15 protein-coding genes and 1 tRNA gene are annotated in these 15,909 nt (G+C 67.3%); 6 read left to right on the top strand and 10 right to left on the bottom strand.

Annotated elements, in window-relative coordinates:
* Positions 1-18: 18 nt before the first annotated feature.
* Positions 19-801, top strand: a complete 783-nt coding sequence (fdhD, locus tag AC3WOE_RS01230; protein ID WP_492687677.1) for a formate dehydrogenase accessory sulfurtransferase FdhD — start codon at positions 19-21, stop codon at positions 799-801.
* Here the strand turns inward: fdhD and AC3WOE_RS01225 are convergent.
* From AC3WOE_RS01225 to cysS, 8 genes are all read right to left on the bottom strand, one after another.
* Positions 792-2,870 (bottom strand): sensor domain-containing diguanylate cyclase, encoded by a 2,079-nt coding sequence (locus AC3WOE_RS01225; protein WP_492687676.1) that lies wholly within the window; start codon positions 2,868-2,870, stop codon positions 792-794. The genes fdhD and AC3WOE_RS01225 overlap by 10 nt on opposite strands.
* Positions 2,867-3,820 carry a tripartite tricarboxylate transporter substrate binding protein gene (locus AC3WOE_RS01220; protein ID WP_492687675.1) on the bottom strand — a complete coding sequence of 318 codons (954 nt, stop codon included), beginning with the start codon at positions 3,818-3,820 and terminating at the stop codon, positions 2,867-2,869. The genes AC3WOE_RS01225 and AC3WOE_RS01220 overlap by 4 nt, the downstream gene beginning before the upstream one ends.
* A 197-nt stretch (positions 3,821-4,017) precedes the next feature.
* Positions 4,018-4,110: transfer RNA gene (locus AC3WOE_RS01215), tRNA-Ser, on the bottom strand.
* Between the two features lie 48 nt (positions 4,111-4,158).
* Positions 4,159-5,433 (bottom strand): aspartate kinase, encoded by a 1,275-nt coding sequence (locus tag AC3WOE_RS01210; RefSeq protein ID WP_492687674.1) that lies wholly within the window; start codon positions 5,431-5,433, stop codon positions 4,159-4,161.
* A gap of 60 nt (positions 5,434-5,493) precedes the next feature.
* Positions 5,494-6,798, bottom strand: a complete 1,305-nt coding sequence (tilS, locus tag AC3WOE_RS01205) for a tRNA lysidine(34) synthetase TilS (RefSeq protein WP_492687673.1) — start codon at positions 6,796-6,798, stop codon at positions 5,494-5,496.
* Positions 6,767-7,738: an acetyl-CoA carboxylase carboxyltransferase subunit alpha gene (locus AC3WOE_RS01200; protein WP_492687672.1), complete on the bottom strand. Its 972-nt coding sequence runs from the start codon at positions 7,736-7,738 to the stop codon at positions 6,767-6,769. Before AC3WOE_RS01200 ends, tilS begins: the two co-directional genes overlap by 32 nt.
* Before the next feature lie 61 nt (positions 7,739-7,799).
* On the bottom strand, positions 7,800-8,429 hold the full coding sequence (locus tag AC3WOE_RS01195; RefSeq protein WP_492687671.1) for a DNA-3-methyladenine glycosylase family protein: 630 nt from the start codon (positions 8,427-8,429) through the stop codon (positions 7,800-7,802).
* Positions 8,429-9,799, bottom strand: a complete 1,371-nt coding sequence (gene cysS / locus AC3WOE_RS01190; RefSeq protein WP_492687670.1) for a cysteine--tRNA ligase — start codon at positions 9,797-9,799, stop codon at positions 8,429-8,431. Before cysS ends, AC3WOE_RS01195 begins: the two co-directional genes overlap by 1 nt.
* 120 nt (positions 9,800-9,919) lie before the next feature.
* Between cysS and AC3WOE_RS01185 the strand changes: the two genes are divergently transcribed.
* Genes AC3WOE_RS01185 through AC3WOE_RS01165 form a run of 5 tightly spaced genes read left to right on the top strand, consistent with a single transcriptional unit; the run spans position 9,920 to position 13,025 of the window.
* Positions 9,920-10,435 (top strand): tetratricopeptide repeat protein, encoded by a 516-nt coding sequence (locus tag AC3WOE_RS01185; protein ID WP_492687669.1) that lies wholly within the window; start codon positions 9,920-9,922, stop codon positions 10,433-10,435.
* 13 nt (positions 10,436-10,448) lie between these two features.
* Positions 10,449-11,012 carry a peptidylprolyl isomerase gene (locus tag AC3WOE_RS01180; RefSeq protein ID WP_492687668.1) on the top strand — a complete coding sequence of 188 codons (564 nt, stop codon included), beginning with the start codon at positions 10,449-10,451 and terminating at the stop codon, positions 11,010-11,012.
* Complete coding sequence (locus AC3WOE_RS01175; RefSeq protein WP_492687667.1) at positions 11,009-11,506, top strand: peptidylprolyl isomerase; 498 nt, start codon at positions 11,009-11,011, stop codon at positions 11,504-11,506. Before AC3WOE_RS01180 ends, AC3WOE_RS01175 begins: the two co-directional genes overlap by 4 nt.
* Positions 11,503-12,249, top strand: a complete 747-nt coding sequence (locus AC3WOE_RS01170) for a UDP-2,3-diacylglucosamine diphosphatase (protein ID WP_492687666.1) — start codon at positions 11,503-11,505, stop codon at positions 12,247-12,249. Before AC3WOE_RS01175 ends, AC3WOE_RS01170 begins: the two co-directional genes overlap by 4 nt.
* Positions 12,249-13,025, top strand: a complete 777-nt coding sequence (locus tag AC3WOE_RS01165; RefSeq protein WP_492688470.1) for a M90 family metallopeptidase — start codon at positions 12,249-12,251, stop codon at positions 13,023-13,025. The genes AC3WOE_RS01170 and AC3WOE_RS01165 overlap by 1 nt, the downstream gene beginning before the upstream one ends.
* Positions 13,026-13,070: 45 nt before the next feature.
* On the opposite strand, the gene clpA is transcribed toward AC3WOE_RS01165, so the two are convergent.
* Complete coding sequence (gene clpA, locus AC3WOE_RS01160) at positions 13,071-15,401, bottom strand: ATP-dependent Clp protease ATP-binding subunit ClpA (protein ID WP_492687665.1); 2,331 nt, start codon at positions 15,399-15,401, stop codon at positions 13,071-13,073.
* Positions 15,398-15,778: an ATP-dependent Clp protease adapter ClpS gene (gene clpS / locus AC3WOE_RS01155; RefSeq protein WP_492687664.1), complete on the bottom strand. Its 381-nt coding sequence runs from the start codon at positions 15,776-15,778 to the stop codon at positions 15,398-15,400. The genes clpA and clpS overlap by 4 nt, the downstream gene beginning before the upstream one ends.
* Positions 15,779-15,909 lie beyond the last annotated feature (131 nt).

The following is a 15,909-nucleotide window of genomic DNA, read 5'->3' as shown; positions in this document are numbered from 1 at the left end:
CGGCTCCGGTGAATTCAGATGCCTATCATCGCCGCCATGCTGAATGTCGATGCCCTGCAAACGCTGAAACCCCTGAACACGGCGGCCGATGAAGAGGTCGCCGTCGAAGTGCCCGTGGCCCTGACCGTCAACGGCATCTCGCAGGCCGTCATGCTGGCCACGCCGACCGATCTGGAGGACTTCGCCCTCGGCTTCGGTCTCGCGGAAGGCTGGTTCACGTCGCGGCGCGAGTTGCTCGATGTCGAGACCGAGGTTGGCCCCGAAGGCCTCGAGCTGGCGCTGACCGTGACGGCTGCCTGCGAACAGCGCTTGAAGACACGCCGGCGCACCCTGGCCGGACGCACCGGCTGCGGCCTGTGCGGCGTCGAGAGCCTGGCTCAGCTCAGCGCGCTGCGGCCCGCTGCCGTCCGCGCACCGGCCCTGCTGGCAGGCGCCCTGGACCGGGCCCTGGCTGCCCTGCCTGCCGCGCAACCGCTGAACAGCCGCTGCGGCGGCCTGCACGGCGCCGCCTGGTGCAGGCTGGACGGGGAGCTGCTGCTGGCGCGCGAAGACATCGGCCGCCACAACGCGCTGGACAAGCTGATCGGCGCCCTCTCCCGCCGCGACGCCGACCCGGCCAGTGGCTTCGTGCTGATGTCCAGCCGCGCCAGCTACGAGCTGGTGCACAAGACCGCGATGGCCGGTGCCGGCCTGCTGGCCTGCATGTCGGCGCCCAGCAGCCTGGCCATTGCGACGGCGCGCGGCCTGGGCCTGCAGCTCTGGGCTTTCGTGCGCGATGGCCGCGCGACGCGCTACGCCTGAGAACTGCCCAGGGCCATCGACTCGGACTGCCTGGCCTCGCCTTCGCCCTCGCCGGCCAGGAAGCAGCGCATGACCACCTGGTCGCGCCCGCAGCGCTTGGCCTCGTACAGGGCCTCATCGGCCTCGGCATACATGGTCTCGGGCGTCAGCTGGGAGCTCGGTGCGGCCCACCAGGCCAGCCCGAAGCTCGCCGTGACGCAGCCCAGCGGGCTGCCTTCGTGCGGCAGGGCGAGCGCGTGCAGGGCCGCGCTGAGCTGGCCGACGAACTGCCGCGCCATGTCCGCCGAGGTGGCCGAGAAGATCACGCCGAACTCCTCGCCGCCCAGCCGGAACAGCGCGTCAGTCGAACGCTTGAGGCTGTCCTTGAGCGTCTGCGCCAGGGCCTTGAGGACGGCGTCACCGGCCTGATGGCCGTAGCGGTCGTTGTAGGCCTTGAAGTGGTCCACGTCGAGCATGCACAGGGCCACGGCCTGGCCGCGCTGGGCGCCGGCCAGGGCGGCCAGGCAGACGTCGTTGAAATGGCGGCGGTTGAACGCGCCGGTCAGGGCATCGACGATGGCCAGGTCGCGCAGCTGGCGGTTGGCAGCCTCCAGGGCCCGGGCGTCGTCCTGCAGGCGCTGCTCGTCGGCGCGGCGGCGCGAGATGTCCATGTGGGTGCCGGCCACGCGCAGCGGCCGCCCCTCGGCGTCGCGCTCGAAGACCCGGCCATTGGCCTGCACCCAGACCCAATGGCCGGCGGCATGGCGCATGCGGAATTCGGCCGTGTAGCGCTCGTCGGCACCGCTGAGGTGGCGCTTCAGGGCCATGTTGGCCTCGATCAGGTCGCCCGGATGGCACAGCCTTTCCCAGGTCATGCCGGTCACGGGCTCGAGCTCGGCGAGCTTGCGGCCCAGGATCTGGGCCCAGCGCTCGTTGACGACCAGGCGGCCGTCGTCCATATGCCACTCCCAGGTGCCCGCCGCCGTGCCGTCCAGCACATTGGCCATGCGCTGGCGGTCCTCGGCCAGGTCGGCCTCGGTTCTCTCCAGACGCCGCCTGACGATGAGGCTGCGCGCCACCGCCAGCGCGACCAGCAAGGTCGCCAGGCAGCCTGCTGCCAGGGCCAGCAGCGGCGTGCCGTCGCTCTCCGCGCCCAACGCGACGGCACGAGGCCTGAGCACCAGTTCCCAGGCGCGCCCGCCCACATCGACGCTGAGGGCCGTGTCGCGATCGTCGCCGCGGAAGGGCTCGCTGCCCGCGGAAGAGTAGATGAGACGGTGCTTCTGTTCCTGGTCGAAGACAAAGAGGTCCAGCCCGTTGGCATCGGCGCGCAATGCCGCCTCGGCCATCAGCGCAGGCAGCTCGATGACACCGGCCAGATAGCCCGTCAGCTCCCGACGCCTTTCCTCGACGGTCGCGGGCCGCGCCACCCGATAGACCGGCGCCGACACGGCGAAGCCGCTGATGGCGGCCCCCTGCTGGCCGCGGCGGATCAGCGCGAAGGTCTCGGAGGCGATGGGCACGCCGGCATCTCGCGCGATCAGCTTGGAGCGCATGCGGCGCGGGTCGAAGGCCATGTCCACGCCAACAGCCGCGCCGCTTTCAGGCCAGGAGTAGCGCACCGGCACGTGCACTTCGCGCTCGCGGGCGGGCACGAAGCCTTCGCCCTGGAACTCCGGCGCCGGCTCGACGACCCGGAAACCCGGTTGCTCGCGAGCCGCCTGCCTCTCGAACTCCGCCAGTAGCGCCCGGGGCACCAGCGGCTGCCATTCCAGCAGCGTCAATGGCGATGAATCGGTCACCAGGCCGGCGCCATAGCGCGAGAACTGGGCGCGCGTCAGCTCGGGCTGGGCCGACAGCATCTGGGCAGCCGCCTGGAGCGTCTCGACCACCCGCACCAGTTGCAGGTCGAAGGCGCCGACGACGCTCTGCCCCATCGCAGTCAACAGTTCGCGCTGCTGGCTCGCCGCCTTCAGGGACAGCGAGCGGTAGGCACCCAAGCTGCCGGCCAGACCCACTACGAGGATGAGCACGACCAGCACTGCATCCAGCATCCAGGGCCAAAACCAGCGACGCGGCGGGGCTTTCATGGCCGCGCCTCCAGAGTCGTCACGAGGCGCTCGTAGAACTGGGCCTGCTGGCGCAGGTACAAGGTCGGATCCTTGATCGCCCGGATGCGACCGGAGGCACCCAGGGCCTCGGTGCCGGCTTGCCAGTCGGGATCCGCAGCCACCTTGTCGAGCAGCACGTGCCAACGCTCGACTGCCTGTGCGGACATGTTGGCCGGACCGAGCAGGGCCGACCAGCCCTGCAGTTGCTGCATGTCTCGCAGTCCGAGTTCGGCGGCGTTCTGCAGCTGCGGCAAAGCGCGCAGGCGCCCCTGTGCGGTCGTCATCAGCCCGCGCAGGGCCCCGGACTGCACGGCCGGGGCGATGCTGCGCGCGTTGTTGCAGCTGAAGTCCACTTCGCCGTTGATGAGGGCCTGGGTGGCCAGCGAGCCCTGGCCGAAATGCAGGGGCTTGGCGGCCTCGGCGGGCAGACCGTTAAGCGCCAGCAGATAGCGCACGGCCAGGTTCTGCAGGGTGCCGGCACCGGCGGTGCTGTAGCGCAACTGACCCGGCGTGGCGGCGATGGCGGCCAGCAGCTCACGCAGGGACTGGATCGGCGTGCCGGTGCGAACGGCGCAGATGAGCGGCGCCTGGTCGAGCACCGCGAGCACCGTGAAGTCACTCACGGGCGGGGCGGTGCGAGGCGACAGCGCCGGCAGGATGGCGACGCTGCCCGTGCGGGCCAGCAGCAGCGTCTGCCCGTCGGGCGCGGCCTGCCTGACGGCGCGCCCGGCGGCAGCACCCGACTCGGCGGTCAGATGGATGATCTCGAAACCCTGGCCGCCCACACGCGTCGCGCTCTGCACGAAATTGCGCGCCGAGCCATCGGCCTCACCGCCGGCCATGAAGGGCACGAACACCCGCACCGCCGACGCCGTGGCCGAGGCGGCATGCGCTGCAGCGCCGGCCAGCAAAGCACTGGTCAGCGCCAACAGGGCGCAACTCGCCCTTCCCAACCTATTTCTTGTCTTGATCGCCACCCACCGATCATAAATAAGCGGATCGAGGGTCGATTTGGCAAATTTGAACTCGAAACGGTTAATTCGTGACGAATCGCCCGGAAGCGCCGACGTCGACGACGGGAGGCGCCAAAGAAAAAGCCCGTCACGAGGACGGGCTTTCTTGTACTTGGCGGAGTCGGAGGGATTCGAACCCTCGATGCAGGTTTTGCCCACATACTCCCTTAGCAGGGGAGCACCTTCGGCCACTCGGTCACGACTCCAGCACAGCCGCGCATTCTATACCAGCGCGGAAGCCTCTCAGACAGAAATCAAGCCGCGGTCGCTTCCTGATCCAGATCGAAGGCCTTGTGGAGGGCGCGCACGGCCAGCTCCATGTACTTCTCGTCGATGACGACGCTGGTCTTGATCTCGCTGGTGGAGATCATCTGGATGTTGATGCCCTCCTCCGACAGCGCGCGGAACATCTTGCTGGCCACGCCGACATGCGAGCGCATGCCGATGCCGACGATGGAGACCTTGCAGATCTTGGGGTCGCCGACGACCTTGCTGGCGTTGGTGGCCGGGCCGACGGTGTTCTGCAGCAGCTCCATCGTGCGCGCGTAGTCATTGCGGTGCACGGTGAAGGAGAAGTCGGTCTTGCCGTCGTGGGAGACGTTCTGGATGATGACGTCGATGTCGATGTTGGCCTCGGCCACGGGGCCCAGGATCTGGAAGGCGATGCCGGGCTTGTCGGGCACGCCGAGCAGCGTCACCTTGGCCTCGTCACGGTTGAAGGCAATGCCCGAAACGACGGCTTGTTCCATTTTTTCGTCCTCTTCAAAACTGATCAGGGTGCCGGACTTGGCTTCTTCGTTGATGTCGATGTCCCAGGGCGTGAAGCTGGACAGCACGCGCAGCGGCACGCGGTATTTGCCGGCGAATTCCACCGAGCGGATCTGCAGGATCTTGGAGCCCAGCGACGCCATTTCCAGCATCTCTTCGAAGCTGATGGTGTGCAGGCGGCGCGCCTCGGGCACGATGCGCGGGTCGGTCGTGTAGACGCCGTCCACGTCGGTGTAGATCAGGCACTCGTCGGCCTTCATCGCAGCGGCAATCGCCACGGCCGAGGTGTCGGAGCCGCCGCGACCCAGCGTGGTGATGTTGTTGTCGGCGTCGATGCCCTGGAAGCCGGCGATGACGACGACCTTGCCCTCGGCCAGGTCGGCGCGCACGCGCTTGTCGTCGATGCTCTCGATGCGGGCCTTGGTGTAGGACGAGTCGGTCGCGACCGGCACCTGCCAGCCCGTGTAGCTGACGGCCTGCACGCCCTCAGCCTGCAGCGCGATGGCCAGCAGGCCGACCGAGACCTGCTCGCCGGTGGCGGCGATCATGTCCAGCTCGCGGTTGACTTCCGCGCTCGTGCTGGAAGGCGACAGCTCCTTGGCCAGGCCGAGCAGGCGGTTGGTCTCGCCGCTCATCGCCGAGGGCACGACCACCATCTGGTGGCCGGCGCGCACCCATTTGGCGACGCGCTTCGCGACGTTGCGAATGCGATCGGTGGAACCCATCGAGGTGCCGCCGTACTTGTGGACGATCAGAGCCATGAGATTGAGCGAAGGCTGAAGACGGAGCCGCCGGGACGGCATGCTCGCAAACCCCTGATTTTATGCGGCAGTCCCGCCGTCGCCTTCGCTCTGCGGCAAGGCTGAGTCGTCCAGCCAGCGCAAGGACAGCTGCGGCTCATCTTGATTGGCGAAGGCACGGGCATCCATGCCCAGGCCGGCAACGGCGATCAGGCACTGTCGGGCATCGAAAAGCAGCGGTCCGCCGCGCCGCCAGGGCGGCAGGCCCGCCTCCTGGCAGGCCTTCTTCAAGCTGCGCGGCATGGAGGCCGGTGCGCGTTGGAACTGCTCACCGCCGGCGCGATCGCGCTGAGTCAGCTGAACGAGGCGTTCGGGTGCGATGCCCGGTGAGGCAAGCTCGACTTGCCAGGCACCTTGCCAAGCGGCTTGGCGGTAGAGGCCAGGGCGGCTCAGGTCAAGCGTCGATGCGGGCGGTGACGAAGCCGATTCGGCAGCCCAGTAGAGGCCATCGCGGTAGGCATGCAGGGCACCGCCGGGCGCGGGCCAGGACAAGGTGGCGCCAGGCCGCCATTCGGCCAGCAGACGCTCGACCAGGCTGGCCGGTGCGGCGGTGAAAGTCGACAACCAGGCCCGCAGCGCATTGCTGGCACGGGCGGGCGACAGAGCCGACAGCGCCACGAGATCCAGCCGCTCGGGGTCAGCAATGACAGCAAGATCGGCAGCAGCGACTTCCGCCGCCAGATCCGCAGCCTGCTGCGCCCAACGCGCGGCCTGGGCCAGTGCCGGTTCGGCCGCCGGAAAGGCCGGCCACAGCGTCTGCCGCAGCCGGTTGCGGGCATAGCGCGGGTCGGCATTGCTGGGGTCTTCGATCCAGCTCAGCCCCTTCTCTTCGGCATAGGCCAGGATGACGGCGCGCGGCTGGTCCAGCCAGGGCCGCGCCCAGCAGACGCCGTCGCGCCATTGCGCTTTCGGCATGCCGGCAAGACCCGCCGGGCCGGCGCCGCGCAGGGCCTGCAGCAGAAAGGTTTCGGCCTGGTCCTGGCGATGCTGGGCCAGGACCAGCAGGTCCGCACCGGCCGCCACCGCCATCTCGTGCAGGGCACGATGCCGCCCTTCGCGGGCCCAGGCTTCGACGCTGTCACCCCGCCCCGGCGCACCGCTCAGCCGCGCGCAGGCGAAGTCGGCACCGAAACTACGCGCCACGCGCTCGCAATGCGCGGCCCAGTCGTCTGCCTGCGGCTGCAGGCCATGGTGGACATGAAAGGCAACGACCCTGGTGCCTTGCCCCGCACGGGCGGTGGCATGCAACAGGGCCGTGGAATCGAGGCCGCCGCTGAAGGCGACGGCGACCGCATCACCGGTTCTTGGTGTCGCTGAAGCGGCCATAGGCCTGGACGCGCTCGTAGCGACGGTCCAGCAGCTCGCGGGTCTTGAGGTCGCTGACCTGGCGCAGCGAGTCGCTCAACGCGCGCTTCAGGTTGGACGCCATCTGCTTGGCATCGCGGTGCGCTCCGCCCACCGGCTCGTTGACGATCTTGTCGATCAGGCCCAGGGCCTTCAGGCGGTGGGCGGTGATGCCCAGGGCCTCGGCCGCGTCCGATGCACGCTCGCTGCTCTTCCACAGGATGGAGGCGCAGCCTTCGGGCGAGATGACGGAATAGGCCGCGAATTGCAGCATCAGCACCTGGTCGGCCACACCGATGGCCAGAGCGCCGCCCGAGCCGCCTTCACCGATGACGGTGGCGATGATGGGCACTTCCAGCTGGGCCATCTCGAGGATGTTGCGGCCGATGGCCTCAGACTGGCCGCGCTCCTCGGCACCGATGCCGGGATAGGCGCCCATGGTGTCGATGAAGGTGAAGACGGGCAGGCCGAACTTCTCGGCCAGCTTCATCAGGCGCAGGGCCTTGCGATAGCCCTCGGGGCGCGGCATGCCGAAGTTGCGCAGGGTGCGCTCCTTGGCGTCGCCACCGCGCTGGTGGCCGATGACCATGCAGGCCTGGCCGTTGAAGCGGGCGATGCCGCCGACGATGGCGGCGTCGTCGGCGAAGTGGCGGTCACCGTGGAGTTCCTGGAACTCGGTGAAGACCTCGGCGCAGTAGTCCAGGGTCTGGGGGCGTTGCGGGTGGCGGGCCACCTGGTAGACCTGCCAAGGCGCGACGTTGGAATAGACGTCCTTGGTCAGCTGCTGGCTTTTCTTGGAGAGGCGGTCGATCTCTTCCGAGATGTCGACGGCCGACTCGCTCTGCACATAGCGCAGCTCTTCGATCTTGGTCTCGAGCTCGGCAATGGGTTGCTCGAACTCTAGAAAGTGCTTCTTGCTCATCAGTCGTCCTGATATCAAACACCCACCATCTTTCTACCGCGAGGAGGCGGTAGGACGTGGGCTAGTAATCCACGGGTAGTGGATCCAGGCTGCGCCAAATGTACCAAACCGCAACCGAGCGGTAGGGTGCCCAGGCGTCGCCCACCTCGCGGGCCTCGGCTCGTGACACGGGCTCGCCGGAGAAGTAGTTCTGGCTGATGCCCTTCAGCAGGCCGATGTCGTCCAAGGGCATCACGTTGGGGCGCATCAGATGAAAGATCAGGAACATCTCGGCCGTCCAGCGGCCGATGCCGCGGATGGCGACCAGTTCCTCGATGATGGCTTCGTCGTCCATCTGCGCCCATTGGCGCACATGGACCTGGCCGGAGTCGAAATGCTTGGCCAGGTCGGCCAAATATTCGACCTTGCGGGCCGACAAACCGGCGGCGCGCTGCTCTTCCACCGTCAAGGCCAGCACGGCGGAGGGCTGGAGCTTGGGGCTGAGCGCCACCCAACGGTTCCAGACCGACTGGGCCGCCTTGACCGAGATCTGCTGGCCGACGATGGAACGGGCCAGCGTGGCGAAGGCGTCGCCCCGGCTTTGCAGCCGGGCTTCGCCGAACTGGGGGATGAGCTTCTTCATCACCCGGTCGCGCTTGACCAGATGCTTGCAGGCCTCGTCCCAGTAGGCCGGGATCACTTCTGGCGGCATCAGCTCTTCACCCAGGTCGTGCCGCCGGCACCGTCCTTCAGCGTGATGCCCTTGGCCGTCAGCTCGGCGCGGATGGCGTCGGCGCCGGCAAAGTCCTTGGCCGCCTTGGCCGCGGCACGCGCGGCGATGCGCTCCTCGATCCAGGCCGCCTCGTCGCCCGAGCCACCTTGCAGATAGGCGAGCGGCTGCTGCTGCAGGATGCCCAGCACGCCTGCCAGGGCCTTCAGCAGGCCGGCACGCTGGGGCGAACGGTCACGGTTGACCTCGTTGACAAGGTCGAACAGCACGGCGATGGCGCCGGGGGTGCCGAAGTCCTCGTCCATGGCCGTCTTGAAGGCGGCAGCGCTGGGCTCGGTCCAGTCGATGGCGACATCAGCCGGCGGTACGGCGTCCAGCGCCGTGTACAGGCGAGTAAGCGCTGTGCGGGCGTCTTCCAGGTGGGCGTCGCTGAAATTGAAGGGCCGGCGGTAATGGGTGCGCAGCATGAAGAAGCGCAGGGTCTCGCCGTCGAACTTCTGCAGCACGTCGCGGATGGTGAAGAAGTTGCCCAGGCTCTTGGACATCTTCTCGCCGTCGACGTTCAGGAAGCCGTTGTGCAGCCAGTACTTCGCGAAGTCATAGCCGGCCCCCTGGCTCTGGGCGATCTCGTTCTCGTGGTGAGGGAACTGCAGGTCGGTGCCGCCACCATGAATGTCGAAGGCCTCGCCGAGCAGGGCGCAGCTCATGGCCGAGCACTCGATATGCCAGCCCGGGCGGCCTTCCCCGAAGGCCGCGGCCCACTTGGCGTCGGCCGGCTCCTCGGCCTTGGCGGCCTTCCACAGCACGAAGTCCAGCGGGTCCAGCTTGCCGTCGTCCACCGCCACGCGCTCGCCGGCGCGCAGGTCGTCGATGCTCTTGCCGCTGAGCTTGCCGTAGCCCTCGAACTTGCGCACCGCGTAGTTCACGTCGCCGCCTTCAGCGCGATAGGCCAGGCCACGCTCTTCGAGACGCTCGATCAGCGAAAGCATCTGCGGCACGTAGTCGGTGGCGCGCGGCTCATGGTCGGGGCGCAGCAGACCGACGGCGGCGAAGTCTTCGTGCATCGCGGCCGACATCTCTTGCGTCAGCTGACGGATGGTGATGCCGCGCTCGACGGCACGCTTGATGATCTTGTCGTCGATGTCGGTGATGTTGCGCACATAGGTGACGTCCAGGCCGCTGGCGCGCAGCCAGCGATAGATGACGTCGAACGCCATGTTCATGCGCAGATGTCCCATGTGACACAGGTCGTAGACCGTGATGCCGCAGACGTACATGCGCACTTGGCCAGGCACGAGCGGTTGGAAGTCTTCGAGAGTGCGGCTGAGGGAATTGAAAACGCGCAGGGACATGGGAGAGATACGGGCGGTAGCCACCAACAAGAAGCCCCGCACCGGGTCCGGCCAGGCGGGGCTCATAGAATGAATTCAGTATAGCGGTCGACCCTGACACCGCCCCCCGCTACAACCCTCATGCGCCTGCCCTTCTCCACCCTCCTGCTGCTCGCTGCCTTGGCCGCCACGCCAGCCCGCGCCGACGATCTCGCAAGCGCCCAGCGCCTGTGGCTGGCCGGCCAGAAAACCCAGGCCGTCGAGCAGGTCGAACAGGCCCTGACCCGCCAACCCGACGACCTGCAACTGCGCTTCGCCCTGGGCGTCATGCGCATGGAACTCGGCGAGCGCGCCAAGGCCTTGGACATCTTCACGCGCCTCACGCAGGACTTCCCCGACCTGGCCGACCCCTACAACAATCTCGCCGTCCTGCATGCCGCAAACGGCGAGCTCGACGAGGCCAAGGCCGCGCTGGAACAGGCCCTGCGCCTGCACCCCGAGCATGCCCAGGCCCAGGAGAATCTCGGCGATGTGCTGCTGCGGCTGGCCCTGCGGTCCTACCAGCGTGCCCAGAAGGCGTCACTGATGCCCAGCGACGCGCTGGCCGGCAAGATCAACCGCACGCTGGCCCTGACCCGCGAACTGCGAACCCACTAACCCTCCGCCTCCCATGACCAAGTTCCTTCCCCTCCTCCTCGCCGGCCTGCTGGTCACGCTGGGCGCCGAGGCCCAGACCGTCAAGCTGCAGACAACCGAGGGCGACATCCGCATCCAGCTGGACGCCGAGAAGGCGCCCAAGTCGGTCGCCAACTTCGTCCAGTACGTGAAAGCGGGCCACTACAACGGCACCCTCTTCCACCGCGTCATCGCCACCTTCATGATCCAGGGCGGCGGCTTCGACGCCAAGCTGAACCAGAAGCCCACCAAGCCTCCCATCCCGCTGGAATCGCACAACGGCCTCAGCAATGTGCGTGGCAGCATCGCGATGGCGCGCACCAACGACCCGAACTCGGCCACCTCTCAGTTTTTCATCAACGTCGAAGACAACCTGCGCCTGGACGGCGAACCCGAGGACAAGGCCAGCGGCTATGCCGTCTTCGGCCAGGTCATCGAGGGCATGGACGTCGTCGACAAGATCCGCGCCGCCGAAGTCGCCCCTCACGGCATGCACCAGCACTTCCCGGTCAAGCCCATCTTCATCACCAAGGCTCTCGTCGAGCCCGTCAAAAAATGAGCCAAGTCAAACTCACCACCAATCACGGCGACATCCTCATCGAGCTGGACGCCGAAAAGGCGCCGCTGTCGGTCGCCAACTTCCTCAGCTATGTGCGCAGCGGCCACTACGACGGCACGGTCTTCCACCGCGTCATCAAGGGCTTCATGATCCAGGGCGGCGGTTTCGAAGCCGGCATGAAGCAGAAGTCGACCGAGGCGCCCATCCAGAACGAGGCCAACAACGGCCTGAAGAACGCCCACTACACCCTGGCCATGGCGCGCACCAACGCGCCCCACTCGGCGACGGCGCAGTTCTTCATCAACACGACCAACAACGGTTTCCTGGACTTCAAGTCCGAGAGCCCGTCGGGCTGGGGTTACGCCGTCTTCGGCAAGGTCATCGAGGGCAAGGACGTCGTCGACAAGATCGAGAAGTCCAAGACCGCCGGCCGCGGCGGCCATGGCGACGTGCCCGTCGAGGACGTCATCATCGAGAAGGCCGTCGAGGTTTGATCCACACGCTGACGGCCCCGGCGCAATGGCGGCAGGTCGACCTGCTGTCCGACCTGCACCTCGGGCCGGACACGCCGGGCACCTTCGCCCGGCTTGAAAAATACCTGGCCGAAACGCCGGCCGATGCCGTGCTGCTGCTCGGCGACATCTTCGAGGTCTGGGTCGGCGACGACTCTCGCCACCAGCCCTTCGAAGCCGCCTGCGTCGCCATGCTGAAACAGGCCAGCCAACGGCTGGACGTTTTCTTCATGCATGGCAATCGCGACTTCCTCGTCGGCAACGACATGCTGGCCGACTGCGGCATGACCGCCCTGCCCGACCCCACCCTGCTGTCCGCCTTCGGCGGGCGCTGGCTGCTCGTGCACGGCGATGCGCAGTGCCTGGCTGACACCGCCTACCAGCTCTTCCGCAACCAGGTTCGCTCGCCCCGATGGCAGGCCGAGCTGCTGGCCCAGCCGCTGGCGGCCCGCCAGGCACTCGCCCTCCAGATGCGCGAAGGCAGCCGTGCGGCGCAGGCTGCCCAACTGCAGGCCAGCGATCTCGATGCCGATGTCTGTCGAGCCCTGATGGACGAAGCCGGCGCGACGACGATGATCCATGGTCACACGCACCGCCCCGGCGAGCATGATCTTGGCCATGGCATGAAGCGCATCGTGCTGTCCGACTGGAATCTGGACGCGACGCCGCCACGCGGCGACGTGATCCGCCTGTCGGCCGCCGGTCTGCAACGCCTGCCGTTGTGATCCTGAAGGCCATTCGCAACTGGCGCGAGCAACGCGCCGTCGAGCGCCATGCCATCCCGGATGCGCTGTGGCAGCTGACGCTGCTGCGCTATCCCTTCCTGGCCCAGCGCAGCGAAAACGATCTTGCCGAGCTGCGGCGGCTGTGCAGCCTCTTCCTGTCGACCAAGGAGTTCCACGGCGTCGGCGGCTTCGAGGTCAGCGACGAGGTCGCCGTGGCCGTCGCGGCCCAGGCCTGCCTGCCGGTGCTGCGCCTGGGCCTGTCCTGGTACGACGGCTTTGTCGGCATCGTCATGCACGAGGGCGAGGTCGTCGCCCAGCGCCGCTTCGAGGACGAGGACGGCGTCGTCCACGAGTACGACGAGGAACTGGCCGGCGAGGCCATGGAAGGCGGCCCGCTGATGCTGACCTGGAACGCCATCGCCGTCAGCGATGACCCGGCCGAGTTCGGCGCCGATGCCGTCTACAACGTCGTCATCCACGAGTTCGCCCATGTCATCGACATGCGCGACGGGCTGGCCGATGGCGTGCCGCCCTTGGGTGCAGACGAGCGCGAGCGCTGGATCGCCGTCATCGACGCCGAATGGGAGAAGTTCTGCGCCCGCATCGATGCCGGTGAGGAGACCCTGATCGATCCCTATGGCGGCGAGGCCGTCGAGGAATACTTCGCCGTCGCCGCCGAGGCCTTCTTCGTCGCCCCCGCGGCGATGCGGGCCGAGGAGCCGGCGATGTACGAATTGCTGGCCGGCTTCTTCAGGCAGGACCCCGCCGCCGAATGAAGAAAGGGACGCCTCGGCGTCCCTTCCAGTTCAGCGCGATGAGGCTCAGGCCGTCGTGGCTGGCTCGGCCTTGGGCTTGTTGTCCTTGGCTGCCTTGGGCGGCGTGGGCTGGATGTCCAGCACCGTCTCGCCCTTGTCGTCCACGTCCACGCTGAGGCGGCCACCGTCGACGAGCTTGCCGAACAGCAGCTCGTCGGCCAGGGCGCGGCGGATGGTGTCCTGGATGAGGCGCTGCATCGGCCGCGCGCCCATCAACGGGTCGAAACCCTTCTTGGCCAGGTGCTTGCGCAGCGCGTCCGAGAAGCTGACCTCGACCTTCTTCTCCTGCAGCTGGCTTTCCAGCTGCAGCAGGAACTTGTCGACCACGCGCAGGATGATCTCCTCGTCCAGCGGCCGGAAGGACACGATGGCGTCCAGGCGGTTGCGGAACTCCGGCGTGAACAGGCGCTTGATGTCGGCCATCTCGTCGCCCTGCTGGCGCTGGGTCGTGAAGCCGATGGTGGCCTTGTTCAGGGCCTCGGCGCCCGCATTGGTCGTCATGATGATGATGACGTTGCGGAAGTCGGCCTTGCGCCCGTTGTTGTCCGTCAGCGTGCCGTGGTCCATGACCTGCAGCAGCACGTTGAAGACGTCCGGGTGGGCCTTCTCGATCTCGTCCAGCAGCAGCACGGCGTGCGGCTTCTTGGTGACGGCCTCGGTCAGCAGGCCGCCCTGGTCGAAGCCGACATAGCCCGGAGGCGCGCCGATCAGGCGGCTGACGGCATGGCGCTCCATGTACTCGGACATGTCGAAGCGGATCAGCTCGATGCCCAGGATGTAGGCGAGCTGCTTGGCCACTTCGGTCTTGCCGACGCCCGTGGGGCCGCTGAACAGGAAGCTGCCCACCGGCTTGTCAGGACGGCCCAGGCCCGAGCGCGCCATCTTGATGGCGGCGGCCAGCGCGTCCACGGCGGGGTCCTGGCCAAACACGACGCTCTTCAGGTCGCGGTCCAGGGTCTTGAGCTTGCTGCGGTCGTCGCTGTTGACCGAGGCGGGCGGGATGCGCGCGATCTTGGCGACGATGTCCTCAACCTCGGCACGCGTGATGGTCTTCTTCTGCTTGCTCTTGGGCAGGATGCGCTGGGCAGCGCCGGCCTCGTCGATGACGTCGATGGCCTTGTCCGGCAGGTGGCGGTCGTTGATGTACTTGGCCGACAGCTCGGCCGCGGCCTGCAGGGCGCCCAGGGCGTACTTGACGGAGTGGTGTTCCTCGAAGCGGCTCTTCAGCCCCTTCAGGATCTCGATGGTCTGCTCCACCGACGGCTCGGCCACGTCGACCTTCTGGAAGCGACGGCTCAGGGCCGCGTCCTTCTCGAAGATGCCGCGGTATTCGGTGAAGGTGGTCGCGCCGATGCACTTCATCGCGCCACTGGACAGCGCCGGCTTGAGCAGGTTGCTCGCGTCCAGCGTGCCGCCCGAGGCCGCGCCGGCACCGATCAGGGTGTGGATCTCGTCGATGAAGAGGATGGCGTTGGGCTGGTCCTTCAGCGCCTTCAGCACCGCCTTCAGGCGCTGTTCGAAGTCGCCGCGGTACTTGGTGCCCGCCAGCAGCGCGCCCATGTCCAGGGAGTAGACGATGGCATCGGCGAGGACTTCGGGCACTTCGCCTTCGGTGATCCTCCAGGCCAGGCCTTCGGCGATGGCCGTCTTGCCCACGCCGGCTTCGCCCACCAGCAGCGGGTTGTTCTTGCGGCGGCGGCACAGCACCTGCACCACGCGCTCGACCTCGAACTCGCGGCCGATCAGCGGATCGATCTTGCCGTCCTTGGCGCTCTGGTTGAGGTTCTGGGTGAATTGCTCCAGCGGCGACGCCTTGGCGCTGCCACCCTCGCCTTCCTCGCGCTCACCTTCCTGGCTCCCGGGGGCCTGGCCTTCCGGGTTCTTGGGCGGCTCGGGGTCGGTCTTCTTGATGCCGTGGGCGATGAAGTTGACGACGTCCAGGCGTGTCACGCCCTGCTGATGCAGGTAGTAGACGGCGTGCGAATCCTTCTCGCCGAAGATGGCCACCAGCACATTGGCACCGGTGACTTCCTTCTTGCCGCTGCCGGTGCTCTGCACATGCATGATGGCGCGCTGGATGACGCGCTGGAAGCCCAGCGTCGGCTGAGTGTCCACCTCGTCGCTGCCGCCCACCATCGGCGTGTTTTCCTTGATGAACTGCGTCAGGCTCTTGCGCAGGTCGTCCAGGTTGGCCGCGCAGGCGCGCAGCACCTCGGCGGCGCTGGGGTTGTCGAGCAAAGCGAGCAGCAGGTGCTCGACGGTGATGAATTCATGCCGCTGCTGGCGTGCTTCGACAAACGCCATGTGCAAACTGACTTCAAGCTCTTGCGCAATCATGCGGCCTCCATAATGCACTGCAGGGGGTGGCCGGCGCGCCGTGAGGCGGCCAGAACCAGCTCCACCTTGGTCGCAGCGACGTCCTTGGTGAACACACCGCAGACCCCGCGACCCTCATGGTGGATTTTGAGCATGATCTGCGTCGCCGTATCGAGGTCATGCCGGAAAAATTCCTGCAGAACCATGACTACAAACTCCATCGGCGTGAAATCGTCGTTCAGCAGCAGGACCTGGTAGAGCCGCGGAGGCTCGGTTTTCTGGGTCTGGCGCTCGACGACGACCGCACCTTCGCCCTCGTCCTTGCCCGGCTTCAGGGGAGGCACGGGCGGAGGCGGAGCCGACTGGTTTCGCGGTGAAAAAACGGGGAGCACAGGCATGTCGGGATTCTATCGACGGGGGTATCCCCCCGCCGACCGCAGGCAGTTGGCGACGCCCGGTGAAATTGCAAGCAGCTTCGGGTCAACCCGGCCGGGAAGGTCCTGAATTGACGCCATTTGTCGCGCTACCA

This window comes from Roseateles sp. FW305-36 (genome assembly GCF_058787015.1).
The sequence above is the reverse complement of the archived record's forward strand: the minus strand, read 5'-3'. Positions and strand labels throughout refer to the sequence as shown.

Excerpts from the sequence above, each read along its gene's own strand:
- fdhD (WP_492687677.1), top strand. The coding sequence starts at position 19 with ATGCCTATCATCGCCGCCATGCTGAATGTCGATGCCCTGCAAACGCTG.
- AC3WOE_RS01225 (WP_492687676.1), bottom strand. The coding sequence starts at position 2,870 with ATGAAAGCCCCGCCGCGTCGCTGGTTTTGGCCCTGGATGCTGGATGCA.
- AC3WOE_RS01210 (WP_492687674.1), bottom strand. The coding sequence starts at position 5,433 with ATGGCTCTGATCGTCCACAAGTACGGCGGCACCTCGATGGGTTCCACC.
- tilS (WP_492687673.1), bottom strand. The coding sequence starts at position 6,798 with ATGGCCGCTTCAGCGACACCAAGAACCGGTGATGCGGTCGCCGTCGCC.
- AC3WOE_RS01200 (WP_492687672.1), bottom strand. The coding sequence starts at position 7,738 with ATGAGCAAGAAGCACTTTCTAGAGTTCGAGCAACCCATTGCCGAGCTC.
- AC3WOE_RS01195 (WP_492687671.1), bottom strand. The coding sequence starts at position 8,429 with ATGCCGCCAGAAGTGATCCCGGCCTACTGGGACGAGGCCTGCAAGCAT.
- cysS (WP_492687670.1), bottom strand. The coding sequence starts at position 9,799 with ATGTCCCTGCGCGTTTTCAATTCCCTCAGCCGCACTCTCGAAGACTTC.
- AC3WOE_RS01185 (WP_492687669.1), top strand. The coding sequence starts at position 9,920 with ATGCGCCTGCCCTTCTCCACCCTCCTGCTGCTCGCTGCCTTGGCCGCC.
- AC3WOE_RS01180 (WP_492687668.1), top strand. The coding sequence starts at position 10,449 with ATGACCAAGTTCCTTCCCCTCCTCCTCGCCGGCCTGCTGGTCACGCTG.
- AC3WOE_RS01175 (WP_492687667.1), top strand. The coding sequence starts at position 11,009 with ATGAGCCAAGTCAAACTCACCACCAATCACGGCGACATCCTCATCGAG.
- clpA (WP_492687665.1), bottom strand. The coding sequence starts at position 15,401 with ATGATTGCGCAAGAGCTTGAAGTCAGTTTGCACATGGCGTTTGTCGAA.
- clpS (WP_492687664.1), bottom strand. The coding sequence starts at position 15,778 with ATGCCTGTGCTCCCCGTTTTTTCACCGCGAAACCAGTCGGCTCCGCCT.